Source organism: Okeania sp. SIO2C2, from assembly GCF_010692625.1.
Taxonomy (GTDB): Bacteria; Cyanobacteriota; Cyanobacteriia; order Cyanobacteriales; family Microcoleaceae; genus Okeania; species Okeania hirsuta.
Map to the genome: position 1 here is coordinate 60,998 of NZ_JAAHGM010000006.1, position 17,525 is coordinate 78,522.

The following is a 17,525-nucleotide window of genomic DNA, read 5'->3' on the forward strand; positions in this document are numbered from 1 at the left end:
GCAAAAAAAAATTATGTAGATTATGTTGAGTTGTAAACTTAAATAGTAAGGATTCAGGTATGCAAAATAGGAATAAGAGAAAGACTTGATGAGCGATCGCTTAAAACCCTAGCCACCAGGGACTGCTCAAAGAATTCAATGACAGAACGCCCCTGACGACGACAAGTTTGTACCACAGTCAATAAATTGGTGTTGGTAATTGATGGGATGATTTATATTTTGGGGTAGGGATCTGTAACCTACCCCGGTTAATCATTGGGGGATTGCCCCTACAAATTTCATCCTGTAATTTACCAACGCCGATTTCCCCTAGTTAAGACATTGGTTATAAACCAAGACAATGGACCGGAAAATTATTCTCGTCGGACACAATTTTTGTCCAAAGTCCAATTCCTGACTTTCCTTACTGTGGCTTGGACACTTTTTCAGCTGATTTCGCTTTCTGCTAACCATGACGACCTACCTAGCAGCAGTGTGATGTAGTAAGTATATCTCTGATTCTTCTCTAATCCCAGCTTCCAGAGTGGTGATTCACCTCTATGTGGGTAGGTTTGGTATAACGTCATCCTCTGACGGGAGGGACTTTCACCCTGATTACTGAACAAGTTATGTCGGTATGCCTTCTACTATTCTTTAACCTCCATAAGATTCTGGATTTTTGTTAAACCGACACTCTAGGCTATTTCCCCTAGAAACGAATCGCACATTGCTGGCCACTACAGCTACCTTAACAAGTGATAACAGACCAACGGGAGGGGACAGGATAGTAGAAGTTAGAAGTGATGGGGGTCATTTTATGTCTTTTAGTAAATATACTTAAATTTATATGAAAAAAAGACTCGCTCATTGAACGGAATCATCAATAGAGTAGTATCTTGGAAATAGTTAAATCATGATTATCCAAAATCCGTTAATCCCACTGCTCAATCTAAATGTCTCAATCTACATATAAGGAATCACTGTTTAATTCGATTGGATGTAGAAAGTTTCAGGGTGTACTCAGCTTATTGATTGAGGGGTAAATTATATAGATTATGATTATCCTAATGGAAAATGAGACGGAAAGTTCAGTTTCAGTAGGGTCAGATACTGAATTCACCTTACCCACATTTCTTACAAACTTTGCTCGTAGCTTCTGAGAACCTTGCTAAGCAAGGGTTTAACCCTGTAAAAACGGATTTATGGCAAGAATTAGAGTAACCTTGCCGTAAAGCTAATCAGGATTTGACTGTTGATGTTAAATCACAGCAAAAAGGAGTTAGATATGAGTGCAATATTTAACTTCCCTGGCGGGAAGTCCCGCGCTCTCCCGAAGGGGAGCGTCGTATGGGAAAGCTAGGGCCAATAGTCGGATATCTCCACAAATAAAACCTTCCTATACCCTTGATAAGCTAGGAGGTATGCATGTTATTATCAACGTCAACACAGGGGGAGGACATCACCTCACACGAAACAGCGGTCATTTTTTTCATGACTGAAGAATCCCGCGTTGTCGCGCTATGCGCAACGTCGGGAGTATGTCAATGAAACACTGATTTTCGATCAAGAACAAGGCGATCAAGTAAAACTGGTTGTCAATGGTGACGAATTTTATGCAAGCCACGAAACGGAAGAAGGTTATACTGTTGTTTGTGATAGTGACCTTGGACAATTTTGTTACGCCATTTTGTTAGAAGGGATGTTTGCCTCTAGTGGTGTACCAATGTCCCAGGAACCACCTGTAGGTCTTCGACGACATTTAAAAGAATCTAGTTCTGTCAGAAACGCACAATTTGAACAACGTTATGCTCAATTAAGACCAGTAGAAACAGAGATAAACCCTCATATATTCAGAACAAGAGGACGTAACAGAGGGTTGCTAACAGGTCGTCGAGTGAGCGAGGGTAAAGTCAAAGGTTTAACGGTATTAGTTGAGTTTACTGATGTTACCACAGATATAACAAAAGCTGAGGTAGAAGACTTACTTAATGGCGACAACTACCGAGACAATGGTAATTTTTGTTCAGTACGAGAGTATTTCCGTTTGATGTCTGGTGGCGAGTTAGATTACACAAATGTAGTTGTCGGACCAATTAAGTTGAGTCATAATCGTCTCTATTATCAATCCAATCTTTTGGTGAAAGAAGCACTAGACAAAGCTGTGAATCAATTTGGCATCAATCTTGCTGACTTTGATTCCAATGGAGATGGTGTGATCGATGCCGTAAACTTTATGTATGCTGGCCGTACCGTTTATCAAGGAGAGCTTTGGCCCCATAATTTCTCAATTGAATTGTTCTACGGTAACGTAAAAACTCACTTTTATATGATCACCAGTTTGGGACGGCGACGGGTTGACCTCAGCATCGGCACTTTTTGTCATGAGACAGGACATTTACTTTGTCGTTGGCCTGATCTTTACGATTATGGCACACGTGATGGTGACTTTGAGAACAGTGCTGGTATCGGTCGCTATTGTTTAATGGGTTCTGGAAATCATAATAACAATGGTCATACTCCCTCCCCTGTTTGTGCCTATTTGAGGGACTTAGTGGGTTGGACTGAGCAAGAAATTTCTTTGAATACCTCTGGTATCTATGAAGCTCGACATGGTGACTATGGAACGATTTTGCGCTATGAAACCGATAAACCTAATGAGTATTTTCTCATCGAAAACCGTACCCAGTTGGGACTAGATGCTTATCTCCCTGACAACGGTTTAGCTGTTTACCATTGTGATACCATGGGGTCAAATGAATGGCAAGGAGGAACCCCTGAGCGTCATTATCAATGTGGTTTGCTACAAGCAGATGGACATTTAGATTTGGAAAATAACCGTAATCTTGGGGATGCAGGAGATCTCTTTGGTCAGGTAAGGGGTGTGTCCTTATCCTATGCAACCAAACCGTCTTCGCAAGAATGGGATCGTTCTGATTCTGGTTTGATTATTGCCAATATTACGATTCCTGGAGAAATCATTCGCTTTGAGGTAGGCAAACTGCCACCAATCATTACTCAAACGGTGAGAGCGGATCTGTTAATTCCTGATTATCAACCCTTAGGGGTCACCAGTTCTGTTGAGATTCCTCAACAGGGTAAAGTTAAGAAGATTACAGTTACTATAGACATTACCCACACCTATATTGGCGATTTGCGATTGGAACTAGAAGCTCCTTTTGGTCAAGTTGCTATGCTTCACAACCAAACTGGCGGCTCACAACGGGATTTACGAGAAACCTACAGTTCGGATGATCGTCTGTCAGTGTTCATAAATGAACTCATCAAGGGAACTTGGAAACTTCACGTTAAGGATTTACTACGGCGTGATACGGGACGACTCAATCAATGGAAGCTTGAGATTGAGTATGAACCTACAGAACAAGTTATCTCAAAAGATCAGTGCAAACAAGTAGCGATAGCTACCTAGGATAAGAAAGAGTAGAGAGTCCTACTGACAAAGGTAGATACAGCGTATTCCAGGTTTATGAGGTACAGTAGCAACAATGTTGACTCGTAGTGTTTGAAGGGAGCTTGCCCCTCGTCGTCAGAAACTTCTATTTACGCCGACTATTGAAGAGGGGCGATCGGTAGTAACCGAACGAAAACGTACGCTAAGGACAACTGACTGTTTAAATAAGGCACGAAAGCCTTATAAGTTCGTAGAGGCCAAGCCTGATAAATTTATCAACTGTGAAATATATCCAAAATTTTGATTTCTCAAATCCTTACCTAGTAAGTATTTCATTTTTAGCGTACAATTTCGTTCGGTTAGTACCGATCGCCCTAATATGAATCAAGAGAATTGTTGAAAAAGTTGACTTCTAATTCGTTCGGTTAGTACCGATCGCCCTAATATGAATCAAGAGAATTGTTGAAAAAGTTGACTTCTAAAATCCTTACTGTGATTTGCTTTTGGGCTTAACGGTACTAACGCCGATAATAATAATTATTTAGTCAAGGTCTTCTCATTGTACTGATTGGCAAAGTGTTGACCCAGTAAGTCATGGATAAACCGATATCCACCCCCAACTCGTTGTAGGAATAGGCGGTCTGTAGAGTAGTCGAGAAATCGCGCATAATTCCAGGGGATGCAATGATTAAACCAGAGAACTAAACGTAGAGAAAAATGCCTAACGACAGGTAATCCAGTTGCAAAGAAACTATAGCGCTGTGCGCAGGGAACAGGGAACAGGGAACAGGGAACAGGGGGAATAAATTGCCGATAATATAAGACTTCTAGCTATTTGGCCACTCCTGCAATTTGTAAATATACCAGCGCTCATTGCTATACATATCAAGACAAATCCAAAAAAACTAGCTAATAAAACTAATAAATTAATAACTTCAACTGATTCTTTCTGTAGTGAAATTAATAATAAATATAGTCCGAAAGTAGTTGAAGAGGTGATAGTTGTAAGTATAATAATATTTTTTAGGGGCGCCCAATTCCCTTGATTTGGAGTGTTTTTAGGCACAACTTCTTGCTCTTCAATTCCAAGAATTAGCCCAAAAGTTAGCCCAAAAATTAGCACATAAATTAGCCCATAAATTAGCCCTAAAACCCCAAGAGTTAGCAAAAAACTTAGTACAGAAATTAGGTGAAGTAGAAAATACCACCATTGGTCTGCTTTCAATTTCAAAGTTCGTCACAGTTTCCCTGCTTCATAGCCTGCTTTGTGGCTCCATTGTTTGAGAGTTAATTCTACTTTGTGTTTAAATCCAATCGCCCACTGATCATAAATAGCCCGTTCTTGGTTTTCTGGCCAGATACGATAATGTTCAAATCCTTCATCTCTTGATTGGTAAACACCCACAGCCATTCCTTCACTCCTTTTACTGGCCAAGGTGTTTCATCTACATGAATTGAAGGTTGTTCTGTTTTCACCCATTCTGATAGTTCCTCTACATGAGGTTTAATTGCTTGCTCTAACCTTTGATTCGTGTTCACTAAAGTCCCTAAGCCAATCTCAATTTTCCTTAATTCCCATAACATTTCTTGTTGTTTTTCATAGGCCAGGTGTCCATAATTTCCCAACCATGCCAGAAAAGCTTGCTAACTTTAGCCCCAAATCTTGCCCAGGGATCATATCTCCAGAGCAAGGTGCTGATGTTACTGTACCACACCTCAGACATTGACACTTGTGGCGATGGTATTCTATTATCTCTATAGGTTTGTCTACCAGTTGGGCTACTTGTTGAGTTTCTACTACCACTGGTTCATCTAAAAATTCTGCTTGACCACACTGACTACAAACAGAAGGTTGCAATATTTCTATTCTGTCTATTCTGGAAAACCCTTTACGAGTCCTACCCTGATGGCCTATTTGTCCTCCTGGTCGTCTCTTCTTTTCTTCTGAACTGGGAGACTCTTGTTTTGGCTTGGCTTTTTCCGATTTTTTCAGTAGATCAGTTGATGGGGGTTTCGAGGAGTTCTTACTGTCTAGGTTTTGACTCTGTTCTAATTTATCAATTTGTTTTTGCAGTTTCTCGATTAGTTTCTGTTGAGTCAACAACATTTCTACCAGTTCTTCTTTTGACATCTGGTTGAGGCGTTTACGATTTACTGGGGGCTGTGATTGACTCATGCTTTGACTTTACCCTAGTGCAGGATGGCAGAAATAACTAACCAGTTACAAAATCCTAAAAGCCTTACCAATCAATACTTTTGACTTTTAACTTTTGACTTCCGCGTAGCTGCACTAGTTTGTTTTTTTGTCAAGCTAACCAATATTCTTGAATTTCCCTTCTGAGAATCCACACTACGATCGCGCTATGACCTGAATCCTTACCTTAGATATAACACGATATATAGTATTTATAGCAACTTTTTGTGCTACATTATGATTATAAAACTAGAGGGCATAATTTTAACAAATAAAAACTTAGGTGTGATGAATAAATTTAAAACTTTGATTAATGATAGTTTTGATAATTATTAATTAAAACTTCAGCAAGTACAAAAAATAAAATTATATACCATCAAAACTAATATGCTTATTGAAGTTCGAGCATTCAAGTAATGAGGTAAAAGTCAAGAAAAAATATTCCTAAAACCGATGTTCTCCAAGCTCACACCTAGAACCTGTATAGCAAATCTTATCTAAAAAATATTTATAATAATTTTTTTGACAGAAGAGTAAAAATTTAATCATTTTAGACTAAACTACAGGTATGAATGATTTAAACATTATTCAGTTCCTATCTTAATATTAATTAACAAACTGAGCTTGAATTATTTAAAAGCCTTAATAGTAAAGAGCATCCAAATATTTAATTAAAGCGTTATGACATCTGCATCTCCAAACCAAATAGCAACAGAGTACACAATCCCAAAAGAGGATGTGGAAGTTATAGAGGGTCCTAACAATCAGGTGTCTTACCCTCAAAGCTACTCTGATAATAATAATACTTATAATAATAGTCCAGAAAATAATCGTCATAATAGAAATAACCCCAAAAGTCATTCAAAAGTCAACGAAAGTAGTGCATTAGTTCATCCTGGGTCTAGCTTTTCAAGCTATCTAGCTGCCCTAACAAAAGAAAACTTTGTCGAAGGAGTTAAAGATGTTGAAGAAAAGCTAAAAACAGTTAATCACACTTTGGGGATGCTCAATAATTTGTTAGAGGCTCAAGGATTTGATGCAATTCTACATGAAATGTTGCGCTCAATTACTCTCAAAACAGGAGAATTATTGAACGCAGACCGGACAACAATTTGGTTATTAGATGAAGAAAAAAGTGAACTTTGGTCAACAGTAGCTAAAGGAGCTGATGGAAAACTATTAGAGTTAAGAATTTCAGCCAATGTAGGAATAGCAGGAGAATCAGCTCAAGAGAAAAAAGTAATCAACATACCCTACGATTTCTATAACGATCCACGTTCAGCTTCAGCCCAAAAATTTGACAAACAGAATGGATATCGTACCTATACTATGGTAGTAATGCCATTACTGCAAGAAGAAACAGGGGATTTAATCGCAGTTGTCCAACTCCTCAACAAGTTAAAACAAGGCCACGAACAATATGAACAACTAGGAGAAAAAATAGATAAAAAGGGATTTACTGAAGAAGATGAAAGAGTATTTCGTGAATTTGCCCCTTCCATTAGTCTAATTCTAGAATCTTCTAAGTCATTTTATTCAGCAACTCAAAGACAGAGAGCAGCAGAAGCTTTAATGAAAGCTGTAGACTCCCTCAGCAAAAGTAGTCTAGACTTAGAAGATACTCTGGGAAAAGTCATGGAGCAGGCCAAGGAACTTATGAACGCAGACCGCAGTACCTTGTGGCTCATAGATAACGATAAAAATCAACTATGGACAAAAATCCCGATTAATGGACAGCTAATAGAAATCAGGATTGCTAAAGATAAAGGCTTTGCTGGTATGGTTGCAAAATCTGGCCAACCACTACTCATTCCTTTTGACGTTTATAAAGATACCCACTCAGTTACAGCCAAGGAAACAGATGAAAAAACAGGTTATCGTACCTGTAGTTTGTTGTGTATGCCTGTTTTTAATGCTGACAACGAATTAATTGGTGTAACTCAGCTAATTAATAAAAAGAAACAGGGAGATTATCCACCATATAACCATGCAAACTGGCCTGAAGCACCAGAGCAGTGGAAAGCTAGTTTTAATCGCAACGATTTAGAATTTATGAGGGCCTTTAATATTCAAGCAGGTGTAGCCCTCCAAAATGCTAAATTATTTGATACAGTCAAACAAGAGCAACAAAGACAAAGGGATATTCTACGGAGTCTGACCAACGGGGTAATATCTACGGATAAAAAAGGCAAAGTTATTGCGACAAATGAAAGTGCTAGACATTTACTAGGAATCAGTGACACAGAGATACTAGAAGGTAAGTATGTAAGTGAATTAGTACGTCTCAAGGAAGGTGAGTTTTCTAAGTGGTTAGATTTAGCCCTTTCTCCGAATTATAGCAAAGAGTACCAACAGTATTATCCAGATCGAACTTTGTTACCTCTGGGAAATTTGCCTCCTCAAAGTATTAATCTGTCAATTAACTCTATGATTGATGTTTGCGACCCTCAGAAAGTTAATGGCGTTTTAGTAGTGATGGAGGATATTAGTGGAGAAAAACAAGTGAAAAACTTGATGTATCGCTACATGACACCAGAAGTTGCAGAACAATTATTAGCAAGTGGTGATACTGGTTTAGGAGGAAAACGTCAACAGGTATCTGTGCTTTTCAGTGATATTCGTAGCTACACTACTGTGACAGAAGGCATGGAAGCTGAACAGGTTGTCACTATGCTGAACGAATACTTTGAAGAGATGGTAGATGCTGTATTCAAATACAAAGGTACTCTTGACAAATATATAGGAGATGCCATTATGGCAGTATTTGGTTCTCCAGCTCCTCTAGAACATCATCCTTTGTGTGCTATGCAAAGTGCTGTAGAAATGCGTCAACGCCTGAAAATCTTCAATAGAGACCGTGTAGTTAAGAAAAAAATGTCTATTAGAATTGGTATGGGCATTCACTCAGACGAAGTGGTTAGTGGTAATATTGGCTCTAGTAAGCGTATGGAGCTAACTTCTATTGGAGATGGTGTTAATCTAGCTTCTCGCCTTGAAGGTACAAGCAAGCAGTATGGTACAGATTTGGTCATCAGTGATAATACTTATCAACCTTACAAAGATATGCTTTGGGTTCGGGAACTAGACCTAATTACTGTGAAGGGAAAAAGTAAGCCTGTTAGAATATATGAACTGTTAGGCTTTAAGGAAGGGGATCTGAAGCAAGAGCTAACGGAGCAACAACACCATATAGTTGAACATTATCATCAAGGACGAGAGTATTACTTAAGACCATCCAAAGAAAAAAATTTAACAGACCTCTCTATAAAAGAAGCTTTTGCACTAGCTGAAGCTGAATTTAAAGAAGTATTGAAAATCGATCCAAACAACAAAGCTGCTAAGTTGCACCGCGATCGTTGTCAGCTATTTCAGGCCGAGCTTCCTCCAAAAAATTGGGATGGAGTCTGGAATTTAACTGAAAAGTAAACAATATCTATCTAAATAAGAATAGAATGTTAACTCTCATTTTGAAAAAAAACTAGCCCTAGTTATGACTAATTTAAATTCCCACTACTCAGATACTGAGTGGATAGAGCAGATTCATCAATTATTATTTGAGATTGTCCGTACTTCCTTGTCGGATAAGCCTAAACTACCAGAAAATCTTGCAGAAAAAGCTCTACCACTAGCACAGAAAGCAAAAATTATTCAAGAAAAAGCTGATGGCCAAGTTATTCCTCCAGATTCATTAGAATGGGTAGAAAAAGTCCGTCAACTTTTGTTGGATTTATCTCGTGCTTCTTTGGCAGATATACCTAGACTACCTGTAAGTATGGGTCAAAGATCTCTGGTACTGGCACAAATAGCTAAAGAGATTAAGGACAAAGTTGCTGAAAAAAAATCGTAGTTCTTAACAATCAAAGTTTAGGGCTATTCCCAAGAAATCATAATACAGCTTGTATTGCTACTAAGTATTACTACTAACAATTTTAAGTTTTTTAGAAGCTTTCTCAATATGGAATCAGATAGTCAACCTGCCAGTTACTCAGACGATGAACCTCCTCAAAGAATTGCAAATATTTTGGGAACAGCGATCGCTGTTCTGACTCTGGCCTTGCCTTTATTGGCCATTAGTCGTTATTCTCATCGTAATATAAATGTGATTCCTCAAACCTCTTATGAATTGTCTGGGTATGAATGATTTCCAACCAAATTTCTAAGAACTTTAGTTTCAATTTTTATCAATTTTTCAAGAATACTGCGACGCGGTAGATTTTTTCATAAAGCAGTAGGCAGGATGATCCATGAGGAAATTTATAGTTTATCTTTGTATTATTTTCGATTATAAATTTTTTCCTCTAAAACCTACCTAAAAGTCAACTTTATGCTTGATTTAGACTTGAATATATAGTCATTTAACTTTAGATTGAGACAAAGCTTTCTTGCTATGAGGGAGTTTCAGACGAAAAAACGTCTCATTTTTAAGTTAAACTACTATAATTTTCATCTGTACACATATACTATTTATATTGAATTAGGGTTTGCTGAAAAAGTCTGTTGGCAGGGGTAGGAGTCAGGAGGAACAGGGAATTTAGAGGAGGTAGTCGGATATATTTATCCCTTTATTTTTTTTTGCCATAGTTAGCCAAAAATCGTAACTTTTTGGCCACTTAACCTTAAAAAATTGCACTTTTTTTCGCTCTAAAAATGCTAAAACCTTTATCTGTAAATGCTTTTATATTTAATCAGCAAGCCCTAATTAAGTAGTAATAATAAATAACTGATTAACCGAAAATAGACTGTATTAATTTAAACAATGTAATATAAATAAAATATTCAATAATTTGAAGCTACTACAACTCGGTTACGTCCCTCATACTTAGCCTGATCAAGAGCAAAATCAGCAGCTTCAATGACCTTTTCCCCTGTTTTGCCATGTTTACAAAAGCAAGCAACTCCCAAAGAAATAGTAATATAACTTAGCAGTATACCATCATATTCTACACATAATTGTTGGATTTTTTTCCGTATTTGTTCAGCTCTTCACTTGGTATTTTCTAAAGAACTTCCTGGTAATATCATAATCAATTCTTCCCCACCATAACGACAAGCTATATCATAATCTCGAACTTTCTGTTTTAAAAAAGAGCCTAAATTTTTGAGAATAATATCTCCAGCAGCATGACCAAATTCATCATTAAAACTTTTAAAATAATCTACATCAATCATAATTATACCAATAGGCTTTTCAGTTCTAATAGCTCGGTAAGTTTCTCTATTCAGAAATTTTTCTAAGTAACGCCGATTAAATAATCCGGTTTTATGATTTATTTATCCCAGTTAACAATAACTAAATATATATTTTTTTGTCAAAAATACCTATTATTTTTGCATATAAAATATTGATATATTTAGGATTTAGCAAAGTCTTACATTAATAAAACAAATATTTGACAATTTCATATATATAGTAATCCTCAACTATAAATTATATTTTATTAAATCAACTATACTACGCGTAAAAATACTTATACAACTAAAAATGATTAAATTAATTCAAGTAATTTTAATATATATAGCAATCTTATTTGAGTTGTGAGATATTGTAGATTTTTAGGGAACACCAGATTTGGGAACAGCGGTGCGACCCCGCGGGGTGCTACAGACGCAAGCAGTTGGAACCCGCCGTTTTGCTCTGTAACATGTTTACGCAGTATTCCGTTTGGGTAGCATTCTGCACCGAAAGGAAAAAGCGGAAGCTCTGCGAAGCGCAAAACGCCATGATAACGCCGACTCTTGTGAGGCAATGCGCGCTCGGTGTGAGGGAACAGGGAATGGGAAACACCGAAGCAAGAAAATTATCACGAATGATTTAGAATTACTATAAATTAGATTTGAGTTATCTTATGTTCAGAAAAACTAAGATACTTAACCATAATTAAAATTGGCAATATTTGCAGTTAAAATTTGAGTATATAACTAACAGGTTATCAGACTTAATCTCAACACCACAGGCTAAATTTACCTGCGAAATTAGTCTATAAAAAAGAGCTACTTGCACTAAGAGGTGATTTATTAACTGAGCTGTTTGCGCAGCATTCCGCAGGAAAACTCTGATGTTATCTAGGTCTCATCAATTTATACTTTACTGGCCTACAATCGGTAAAAACTTTGTCCTGTCAGAAATTCAGCCTCTTAATATTTACTTGATAAATCAGCTCTAAGATAGAATTCAGTTACTAATAGTTATTTTGCTCAACTATATAATTATCTAAAACTTCTAGTAAATCCTCAATACTAGCATTATAATCTAGAAAAGAAAACAAATGTTTATAGCTAAGTCTACCTTGTTTATCTAATACAAATTGTCCTGGAAGAGGTGCCCCCAAAGCTTGACCGACTTGATAATTTTTAAATACCTGACAACTAGAATCACTGAGTAAAGGCATTTTTAAACTTAGATCGCTCACAACAGTCTTACTTTGTTCCCTATCTGTACTCGTAATCATTAATATTTCTATTCCCCGCTCTAAAAATTTTTCATAATTATTATTTAAAGCTAAGATATGAGGAAAACAAAATGGACAATACTGTTTCTCAGTAAAGATACGAGTCAAAGCAAGTATGACAGGTTTTAACCCCCAATAGTCTGATAAACGAACTAATTTACCATTTGTGATATCTGGCAATTCAAAATCTGGTGTTCTTTTTCCGTTATCCAAACTATTAATAGGTGGAATAGGTAATAAATTTTGAACAAAACGTTGATTTATTAAACCTCTAAAATCATAGGAAGTTAGCATAATCTTGATATAATTTAAAAGTTAAAATTCAAAACTTTAATGTGTTTAAATCTCCTCTAAATTTACAACTCCAACACTTTTAGAGCTAGAATATATATGAAAGTGTTAGAGTTGACATTTTTTTTAATTATTAGGTACTTTATAGACTGCTTAAATCAATTTATTTAATAGCTGCAAAGAATTCCTTAGATTTGATTGGGTCGGGATTCATAGTTTTATCTCCTGGTTTCCAACCTGCAGGGCAAACTTCATCTGGGTTAGCCTGTACATACTGAATAGCTTGTAGAGTACGTAAGGTTTCATTCACGTTACGACCAAAAGCAAGATTATTAATTGTGGCGTGTTGAATAGTACCTTCTCTATCAATAATGAACAAACCCCGCAGAGCAATACCTGCTTCTGGGTCTAAGACGTTATAGGCAGAACTAATCTCTTTCTTAATGTCAGATAATAGCGGATAGTTAAGGTCTCCAACTCCACCAGACTTACGATCTGTTTGAATCCAAGCTAAATGCGAAAATTCACTATCTACTGAAACTCCTAGAATTTCTGTGTTAAGTGATTCAAACTCTTTGTAGCGATCGCTAAATGCCGTAATTTCTGTTGGACAAACAAAAGTAAAGTCCAGGGGATAGAAGAATAAAACTATATACTTACCACGATAATCAGACAGTTTAATTGTCTCAAATTCCTGATCCACTACACCTGTAGCAGTGAAATCCGGGGCTTCCTGGCCTACACGCAGGCATTCCTCTGTCATGATTTAATTCTCCTTAAAATAACTTGTTGACACTCAAAACTCAAAGAAAACTTATGGTTTGAGATTCTTTATTCTTCAATCTTACCTCTTCATACTAGACCTTAAGTACAAACAAAACCATAGAATGTCTCCTTTCGGACATAGCTAGACCAACTTAGCAGCTCGAATATTTTCAGACTTGGTTTCTCATTCCATATTGGATTGACCAGTAAGGATCGATCAACTATTTTAGTTTTTTAAAGTTTAGTTCTAAGGGTATATAAAGATATTATCAGTCATATATGTTATAGTCATCAGTTAATGTTTTTAATATCTGATTTATAAAGTAAATATTAAGAGGCTGAATTTCTCGCTATACTTAGGTTTTGCTAGTTATCGGCCTGTCGGCCGAAATTCCTGAAAGCTTGGTAATGCAATACTTTTAGCTAAGTTTATAAATCAGCTCTAATAGGTTCTTAATTGACCCCCACTATTTCAGTTATCAGTTAACTTTTTCCAACTCCAGTTGATGGTAAAAATTGAACCGGAACTCAACTCAGGCCTATTGAGATTTTGTATTCCCTGTGTCCTCACAGGAGTAAAGATTCCCTTTCTGGGTCGATTGGATATAGCGTTTTTGCGCTGCACAAAGCTTCCCGTAGGCAAAGGAACGTTGATATCCCTCGATAGCTTGTCTAGCTTCTTATAGAGGAGCTAACGTGCTTCGCCGATCCAGGGTATACCGCTGTTCCCATATCCATTGTTTCCTTAGATCCAATTGGGATATATAGTCATTTCAGATAAGAATGAAACACTTTTTCGGCTGAAACTCTTTCAATGCAAGAAACGCTTATCTCAATCTCAACTGAAATGACTATACAATTTAAATGCCGAACCACTATACTCATAACTGTTTAACTCCCCAATCATACACCTGCTTCCTCCTTTGGAGGCTAACGATTCAATAAATAACCAAATACTTTAACTTAAACGCCAGTTGTTGACTAAGGTTAGACTATCGTGAGCTATTGCAATAAATCAAAAAAAAAATTACTTATTTATATATATGGCTCAGGCGGGATTTGAACCTGCGACCTTGGGCTTATGAGTCCCCTGCTCTAACCACTGAGCTACTGAGCCTAAATTTTTAACCATTCATAATCATAGCACAGAATATTGTAATTTATTCAATCATTTACTATTTTTTTCTTAAAAAAACCAAAATAGATTTAATTTGCACCCTAAATTTATTTATATCTCTCTCCCCATTTTAACTTACAAGAATGGGGGTATTAACATTTTTCAATTTAGAGGAGTTGTACTGAAAATAGGAAGATTTTCAGATGGGATTAGGGAGTTAAAATAAGTTCTGAGTACTAGGATATCTTGATTTGTTCCCATTACATATTTATATGTATTGGGATAAAAATAACTGTACTATATAAAATAATCCCAATTTTGACACTACACGGCATAAATCAGCGTGGATTTGTGACTAGGAGTTGCAAATCGGGTAAAAACCACGATTTTCACATTGCTTTAACTAAATTGCCAGTAGCATACCGTAGTACGTATACACCAGTAATTCACTAGGGGGCATCAATTGCCACTACTCTCTCCGGCCAAAATACCATTGAGGCTACCTTTGAAATTTTTGGTTAATTATAACACATTTTTTTGACTACGGATAAAAATCCTTTGAGTCCTTTGCATCCAGCCGTTCAAACTTGCACTTTTCCGACTTACCGAAATTTTACGATGATTATGCAATACCTAACCTAATGATATGCCACTCCCGAACGTAAAAGAGCCATTGGATTAACAGCTCCATTTCCTGTTGGATGAATTTCAAAATGTAAGTGTGGGCCGGTACTACGTCCAGTGCTTCCCATTTTAGCAATTAGTTCACCCTGAGCAACTTTTTGACCTTCTCTAACAAGAATTTGACTGTTATGAGCATAGACTGTCAGACTACCATTGGGATGCTTAATTTCCACTAAGTTACCATACCCTCCGCTATTCCAATTAGCATAGGTGACAACACCAGGGGCTGCAGCAACAATAGGAGTACCTGTCGGTGCAGCTATATCAATACCACGGTGCATTCTTCCCCAGCGCCAACCATAACCTGATGTTAAAGTACCCTTACTAGGCCATGTATACCCCGTAAATTGCATTGAACCACCAGGTAAATAGGTATCAGCTTTACCCAAAGGCGGCAAGTCTGGAGAAACCATTTTTCCTAGTGAAGGATTATTCAGAATCTCATTAAAGTTAGCTCCTGTTGGTGATGTGGCCATGAATGATGACCCTTGAGATTGACTAATTTCTCTTTCTAGGGGTAGTTCTTTAACAACTGTAGCAGGATTTCTGATTTCAGGTCTGTTAGTTCCTATTTCTTCAGACCATTGTGTGGTCTTGCTGCTACTTACTTCTTCCTGATAAGTTGGTTGTAAGTACCTACTACTATTGTTCTCAGTCAGAATTTGAGAATTATTCGGTAAATTCTGTTGTGAAGACCACGGCTCAGGTACTGGAATATTTATTGCTTCTGAGGTTATTATTTGAGAATCTTCAAGTTCTTTTTGATTATTATATTCCTCTCTTAGCCTGCTTATTTCTGACCTCAAACGGTTAGCATAAGGATTGTTTTGACCTTCAGATTTTGCTGTTGGTAGTAACTCATCACTCTCAGTATTTATGTCCACTGGTAGTGGTTGAACGGGTTGACTATTACTAAAAGAATTTTGTCTAGATTCCCTTGCACCTAGATTATCAGGCCATACTTTATTAACTAAGGGATTTTTAGGGCTATCTGTAACAACCAACTGTGTTAAAGTTGAAAATTCTTTTGGTTTCTTGTGTATTTGATGTTCTTGATCGTTTAGACCTTCAGACCAAGAAACTAGTTGTACACTTCTCTGTGGTGCAACTTCAGCTCCAGTCAAACTTGGTACGCTGTACGATAAATAATTAGATTTTATATTAGGAAGCTTGGCTTCAGGAATATTGAGTTGGTTAGCTGTAGTTTCCAAAGAAGGTTGACTAAATTCCTCTTTTGTAGAATGGCTACTTGTAGAACTTACCAGTTTTAATGATTCAGAAAATGGTTGCTGAGGAATTTTAAGTAATTTAGCTGCTTCAATTACGTCTAGATTTTTGATATTATTAGCTCTAGCTAATACTTCGACAGATACATTGTTTTCCTTGGCAATTAAACTTAGCGTGTCTCCCACACGCACCTTATATACCAATGAAACTGGTGTAGATGTCATCTCAGAATCAATAACCACTGCCCCCTGTAGTTTAGTCCCTTGAGTCTTGATTGACTCTTGAGCAATATCTATTTGACTATCAGCTACTTGTTTAGCTGTGGAACGATTGTCTGATTCAGAGGATGTGGCCATCTGTAGAGCTGGTTCTTCAACAACTAAATTTTCTGATTTGCCATCTCTATTTTCATTTTCTAGGAATTTTTCCTTTGATTTATCAAATGACTTTCCTACGGGATCAGAAATATACTGCTCATACCTCAACTCTAGCGAACTTTTTGCCGAGAGGTTTTCTGGTTTTTGGACAGGATTAATTTCTACTTTTAATCGGTCAATTAGCTTACTATTACTGCCTATTGGCTCCTTTTCCTGCACTTTGGCCAGAAGTCCTAGAGGAGGCAACTCATTAGTTTCTAATTGATTAATTTTCGGTTCAGAAAAAACTAAAGTCTCTTTCTCTTGTTCAGATTTTCTGGCTTTAGTCTGGCTATATTTGTGTTGAAGTTCTATAGGAAAAAAGGATTCTTCTCCTAGTGTATGTTCTGAGGGCAGGACAGTCTCAGGTTGAGTTGCTTCAACTTCAGAATCAGTATTTTCTTCTACCTCTACATACCCTTGGGTTAATTTCTGAAGTAGTAGACCTTTTGACCTATTAACTCCAGTAACATTTAACTCTCTAGTTGAAAGTTCATGTTTGTTAGTGTCCACTCCAGGAAGTTCGGCTGCGACTGCGATATTGCCTTTCCCAGACAACAGGATGCCTGATGCACCCATAGTGGTTGAAATGGCAGCAAGTCCAATCATGGCAGCAGCGGAAGAAGTTTTTTTGCTACCAACTATACTTATTTGTTTTGACTGATCAATATTTGCTTCTGTGTGAAGTTCACAGATAGCGGCAGATTTTCCTTTACTTGGAAATGTTCGTTTCAAAGAACGACCTCCTATCGACAAGGGTTTAACTATCCTTAATTAATTTTTCTTTGTCAATGACATAATTCACTCTATTTTAGAGATCAAGATCACTGACAAACATTAAACTTAGGCTAGAGTATCTTGGTTTCATAAAAAAAGCAAGGATAATTTTAATTTGATTTTTATTTAATGGCCAAAAATAGCACAAAAAAAGTAACTAACTTTTAAGGCACTAAATATTACAACATTCTTGCTCGTAGTTTATTTTTGCCATGTT

Annotated in this window: 9 protein-coding genes, 1 tRNA gene and 2 pseudogenes; 4 read left to right on the forward strand and 8 right to left on the reverse strand. The window is 36.9% G+C overall.

Translation table 11 applies throughout. The features are described 5' to 3' along the window. Positions 1-53: 53 nt before the first annotated feature. On the reverse strand, positions 54-176 hold the full coding sequence (locus F6K18_RS05580; protein ID WP_275670466.1) for a hypothetical protein: 123 nt from the start codon (positions 174-176) through the stop codon (positions 54-56). Positions 177-1,489: 1,313 nt separating this feature from the next. Here F6K18_RS05580 and F6K18_RS05585 point away from each other — a divergent pair. Next, positions 1,490-3,406: a M6 family metalloprotease domain-containing protein gene (locus tag F6K18_RS05585; RefSeq protein WP_287519380.1), complete on the forward strand. Its 1,917-nt coding sequence runs from the start codon at positions 1,490-1,492 to the stop codon at positions 3,404-3,406. A gap of 1,061 nt (positions 3,407-4,467) precedes the next feature. Here the strand turns inward: F6K18_RS05585 and F6K18_RS05595 are convergent. Together F6K18_RS05595 and F6K18_RS05600 are read right to left on the reverse strand one after the other, a co-directional pair. Then, the gene (locus F6K18_RS05595) at positions 4,468-4,629 is read right to left on the reverse strand and encodes a hypothetical protein (RefSeq protein WP_287519382.1); all 162 of its coding nucleotides are present in this window, start codon (positions 4,627-4,629) and stop codon (positions 4,468-4,470) included. Further along, a pseudogene (locus F6K18_RS05600) lies at positions 4,629-5,564 on the reverse strand (transposase); the annotation flags it as partial. The pseudogene F6K18_RS05600 and the gene F6K18_RS05595, both read right to left, overlap by 1 nt. A 699-nt stretch (positions 5,565-6,263) precedes the next feature. Here F6K18_RS05600 and F6K18_RS05605 point away from each other — a divergent pair. The 3 genes from F6K18_RS05605 to F6K18_RS05615 all read left to right on the forward strand — a co-directional run bounded on the left by F6K18_RS05605 (position 6,264) and on the right by F6K18_RS05615 (position 9,723). Next, on the forward strand, positions 6,264-9,008 hold the full coding sequence (locus tag F6K18_RS05605) for an adenylate/guanylate cyclase domain-containing protein (RefSeq protein ID WP_287519384.1): 2,745 nt from the start codon (positions 6,264-6,266) through the stop codon (positions 9,006-9,008). A gap of 64 nt (positions 9,009-9,072) precedes the next feature. After that, the gene (locus F6K18_RS05610; protein WP_287519385.1) at positions 9,073-9,429 is read left to right on the forward strand and encodes a hypothetical protein; all 357 of its coding nucleotides are present in this window, start codon (positions 9,073-9,075) and stop codon (positions 9,427-9,429) included. Positions 9,430-9,537: 108 nt separating this feature from the next. Further along, the gene (locus F6K18_RS05615; protein ID WP_124147590.1) at positions 9,538-9,723 is read left to right on the forward strand and encodes a hypothetical protein; all 186 of its coding nucleotides are present in this window, start codon (positions 9,538-9,540) and stop codon (positions 9,721-9,723) included. Between the two features lie 635 nt (positions 9,724-10,358). On the opposite strand, the pseudogene F6K18_RS05620 reads toward F6K18_RS05615, so the two are convergent. The 5 genes and pseudogenes from F6K18_RS05620 to F6K18_RS05640 form a co-directional block, all read right to left on the reverse strand. Beyond that, positions 10,359-10,853: pseudogene (locus tag F6K18_RS05620) on the reverse strand (GGDEF domain-containing protein). 908 nt (positions 10,854-11,761) lie between these two features. Further along, complete coding sequence (locus tag F6K18_RS05625) at positions 11,762-12,325, reverse strand: peroxiredoxin (protein ID WP_287519386.1); 564 nt, start codon at positions 12,323-12,325, stop codon at positions 11,762-11,764. A gap of 160 nt (positions 12,326-12,485) precedes the next feature. Beyond that, on the reverse strand, positions 12,486-13,085 hold the full coding sequence (locus F6K18_RS05630; protein ID WP_287519387.1) for a peroxiredoxin: 600 nt from the start codon (positions 13,083-13,085) through the stop codon (positions 12,486-12,488). Between the two features lie 1,046 nt (positions 13,086-14,131). Continuing rightward, positions 14,132-14,204: transfer RNA gene (locus tag F6K18_RS05635), tRNA-Met, on the reverse strand. A gap of 638 nt (positions 14,205-14,842) precedes the next feature. Continuing rightward, positions 14,843-17,266: a peptidoglycan DD-metalloendopeptidase family protein gene (locus tag F6K18_RS05640; protein WP_287519388.1), complete on the reverse strand. Its 2,424-nt coding sequence runs from the start codon at positions 17,264-17,266 to the stop codon at positions 14,843-14,845. Positions 17,267-17,525 lie beyond the last annotated feature (259 nt).

What these genes read in the sequence shown, in the direction of transcription:
- F6K18_RS05625 (WP_287519386.1), bottom strand. Translation starts at nt 12,325, where the DNA reads ATGCTAACTTCCTATGATTTTAGAGGTTTAATAAATCAACGTTTTGTT.
- F6K18_RS05630 (WP_287519387.1), bottom strand. Translation starts at nt 13,085, where the DNA reads ATGACAGAGGAATGCCTGCGTGTAGGCCAGGAAGCCCCGGATTTCACT.
- F6K18_RS05610 (WP_287519385.1), top strand. Translation starts at nt 9,073, where the DNA reads ATGACTAATTTAAATTCCCACTACTCAGATACTGAGTGGATAGAGCAG.
- F6K18_RS05605 (WP_287519384.1), top strand. Translation starts at nt 6,264, where the DNA reads ATGACATCTGCATCTCCAAACCAAATAGCAACAGAGTACACAATCCCA.
- F6K18_RS05615 (WP_124147590.1), top strand. Translation starts at nt 9,538, where the DNA reads ATGGAATCAGATAGTCAACCTGCCAGTTACTCAGACGATGAACCTCCT.